Source organism: Thalassolituus sp. UBA2590 (assembly GCF_002339775.1).
Classification (GTDB): domain Bacteria; phylum Pseudomonadota; class Gammaproteobacteria; order Pseudomonadales; family Oceanobacteraceae; genus Thalassolituus.
The window spans coordinates 1-3,296 of sequence record NZ_DDKU01000037.1 but is presented as its reverse complement, the minus strand read 5'-3'; the positions used below and the strand labels follow the sequence as shown (position 1 = coordinate 3,296).

3 protein-coding genes and 1 pseudogene are annotated in these 3,296 nt (G+C 54.2%); 2 read left to right on the top strand and 2 right to left on the bottom strand.

Annotated elements, in window-relative coordinates; translation table 11 throughout:
* Positions 1–279 (bottom strand): annotated as a pseudogene (locus B2067_RS03425) (phosphoribosylformylglycinamidine cyclo-ligase); the annotation flags it as partial.
* 151 nt (positions 280–430) lie between these two features.
* Here B2067_RS03425 and B2067_RS03420 point away from each other — a divergent pair.
* Both B2067_RS03420 and hda read left to right on the top strand, forming a co-directional pair.
* On the top strand, positions 431–1,438 hold the full coding sequence (locus B2067_RS03420; RefSeq protein WP_301377468.1) for a DUF2066 domain-containing protein: 1,008 nt from the start codon (positions 431–433) through the stop codon (positions 1,436–1,438).
* Positions 1,422–2,144 (top strand): DnaA regulatory inactivator Hda, encoded by a 723-nt coding sequence (gene hda, locus B2067_RS03415; protein ID WP_297532109.1) that lies wholly within the window; start codon positions 1,422–1,424, stop codon positions 2,142–2,144. The genes B2067_RS03420 and hda overlap by 17 nt, the downstream gene beginning before the upstream one ends.
* An 83-nt stretch (positions 2,145–2,227) precedes the next feature.
* Here hda and B2067_RS03410 read toward each other — a convergent pair.
* Positions 2,228–3,296: carboxy terminal-processing peptidase (locus tag B2067_RS03410; protein WP_301387449.1), on the bottom strand; the 1,069-nt coding region annotated here is incomplete at its 5' end.

Genomic DNA, 3,296 nt, shown 5'->3' with positions numbered 1-3,296 from the left:
ATTAACACACATGGCAACCAGATCGATACCGATGGTGTCATGCTTGTTAAGGTCCATGGCAAGGCGCAGTTTCGTGCCCACGCCATCGGTTCCGGAGACCAGCACAGGCTGACGATAGCCCTGTGGTAGCTCGAAGAGGGCACCGAAGCCGCCAAGGCCAGCCATGACCTCCGGTCTGCGAGTGCGTTTGGCGACGCCTTTGATGCGGTCAACCAGTGCGTTACCAGCGTCGATATCGACGCCTGCGTCTTTGTAGCTCAGGGATTTTTGATCACTCATGCCGTCTGTCACAGGTAGTGGCTTATGAAAGGCGCGTATTCTAACGATTTGTCTGCCATCCTGCATCCCGCAAATAAAAACAAACTGCAGACTGTTTATCGGCGGGCTTCGTGGCACAATAGCCGCGGACACGAAAGACTGAGGGATAGTAGTGCGTCTTCTGACATTCCTAACAATATTTTGCATAAGCGTTTCAGCTTCCGCCGCGACAGTTAATAACCTCTATGATGTTGCGGTTCCTGTTGCAGATCAGACAGAAGAAAGCCGCAGTGATGCGATCGGCGGTGCTTTTCAGCGCATGTTAGTGCGCCTGTCGGGGACTGAGCAGGTGCTCGAGAATCCGGTTTTAATGGGCGAACAAGGCAATGCACAGAGTTATATGAGCAGCCTGCGTTATGAGCGTGGCAGTGAAGAGCAACTGTTGCTCAGCGTCACATTCATGGCCGGGCCGATGCAGAAGTTACTCGAGCGGGCGGCAGCGCCTGTCTGGGGTAGCTCACGACCACGCACCCAGATATGGTTGGCGGTGAACTCAGATGATGGGCGTACCGTCGTTGGGCCAGAAGAAAGTCAGTGGAAGTCAGCATTTGATGATGCCATGCGTAGCCGCGGCTTGCCCTGGATGTTCCCAGCCTGGGATCTCGAAGATCAGATGGCCCTGCCTGTTGCCAGTCTCTGGGGACTTTTTGAAGAAGACATCAATTCCGCAGCCGCGCGTTACTCCAGTGATGGCTATGTCGCAGGGCGTATCATGGCCCTCGGTAGTTCGTTCAGTTTCACTGGCTATATCAATCATGCAGATATTCGTCATTCCCTGTCAGTACAGGCCGACACTCCTGAATTGCTGGCATCAGGCGTTGCAGGTGAGATCGCTGAAAAGCTGTCAGAGCGCTACGCGGTCATTCCTCTCACCGGAATAGATAACAGTGAATTGATTCGCGTCACTGGTGTGACGACCTTTGCTGATTACCGGGCGTTGCTCGAGTACCTGAGCGCGAATGTCGCCGTCAGGGATGTTGTGGTCGTGGCGTCTGACCGGGATGAGGTCACTCTTGCGCTTGACCTGACCTCTAGCTGGTCGCAGGTGCTTGATAGCATGGCACTCGATAAGAAGATTACGGCAAACGAGGAGGGCGTCGCCTATGTCTGGCAGCGCTGAAGTCCGTAACAACGAGCCATCTCAGCTGACCCTACAGGTCGCACTCAGAGATGACGCCCGGTTCGCGAATTTTTACCCCGGAGTGAACCAACAGGTCCGGGATGCACTGCAAGGGCAGTGGACGACCGCCGGTGAGCCGTTTATTTATCTGTGGGGCGCTACCGGCTCTGGAGTCAGTCACCTTCTACAGGCAGCGTGCCATTACGCAGAAGGGATCGGACATCAAAGCATGTACCTTCCTCTTGCAGAGCTTAAAGACATAGGTCCGGGAATGCTCGAAGGCGTCGACCAGCTGCCTCTGGTCGCCATTGACGACCTGCAGGAAGTCATGGGGGATGCGGAGTGGGAAGAAGCGCTTTTTCACCTCTACAACCGCATACGCGACCGCCAGAGCCACTTGCTGATTGGCGCGAGTGCTCCACCGTCACAAGCAGGCGGCAAACTGCCGGATCTCGTATCCCGACTTAGCTGGGGGATCACCTATCAGGTTGAGACCCTATCGGACGAAGAGAAGGTACAGGCTCTGATTCTACGGGCTCGTCAGCGTGGTTTTGATCTTCTTGATGATGTTGCAGTGTTTATTATGAACCGCGGCCCGCGGGATATGGCAGGGCTGTGTCAGATACTTGATCAACTGGATCAGGCATCGTTGAAAGAGAAGCGAAAACTAACGATTCCTTTTGTGAAGTCAGAACTCGGCTGGTAGCTGCTGGTAGCGGGTTGAGGTTATTACGACAGATACAAAAACGGCGACCTGAGGTCGCCGTTTTTATTGGTTGCCTGAGTGATTTAACGCAGAGCAGTCATCCCAGGGGATGACATGCGCATGTAATCAAGCAGGATATTCCCAGTCTCAATCAGCATAGCGTCGGGCTCTTCATCGTCCTTTTCGTCCGACTTGGCTTTTTCTTCACCTTCTTCAGACTTTTCGTCTTCTTCTGGATCATCGAGTGAAGCCAGCTCGGGCATGCCCTTCGCTTTGCGGCGCTTGTTCTCAAGTGCCAGGCGTCGGCGGTCGTTCTCTTCCCGTTCTGCTTTGCGCTCTTCTTCGTTAAGAGAGACCTGGGTTTTATCCCGCATTTCAGAAACTAAGGCTTTTTGCTCGCGGACGAAGATAAAGTCGGGGTTGTCGCTGATGCGTTCCTCATGCAGTTCTTTCAGGCGTGAGAGTTTGCTGCGCACTGGGTTGCTCTTGGTCTCGCGTGCGGGCTTGATGGTATCCCACGGGAGTGCCTTCTCAAGCGCACTCTCACCGATTTTGTCTTTATCAAAGAGCGAAGGGAACATAATGTCCGGTATCACGCCCTGGTTCTGGGTGCTGTCACCTGACACGCGGTAAAATTTCGCCTGAGTGATCTTCAGCTGGCCCTCGGTCAGCGGGCGCAGTGATTGAACCGTCCCCTTACCAAAGGTCTGCCCACCGATGACCAGACCTCTGCCGTAATCCTGAATGGCGCCGGCAAAAATCTCGGAGGCGGATGCGCTTAAACGATTGACCAGTACCGTCATTGGGCCGGCATAAAGAACTTCGGGGTCGCGGTCGCGCAGAACATCGACATCACCGCGTGCTCCACGTACCTGAACCACTGGGCCGGTCGGAATAAACAGACCTGTCAGGTTAATTGCTTCTTCCAGTGAACCGCCACCATTACTGCGAAGGTCGATGATCAGACCATCGATTTTTTCGTCCAGAAGCTCATTGACCAGGCGGCGTACGTCGCGGGTCGTGCTACGGTAATCAGGCAGGTTATTCATCCGGCCTTCGAAGTCGATGTAGAAGGTCGGAATGTCGATAACACCGATGCGGCGGGTTTCTTTTCCGTCCTGGATCTCGATCACTTCTTTCTGCGCAGACTGT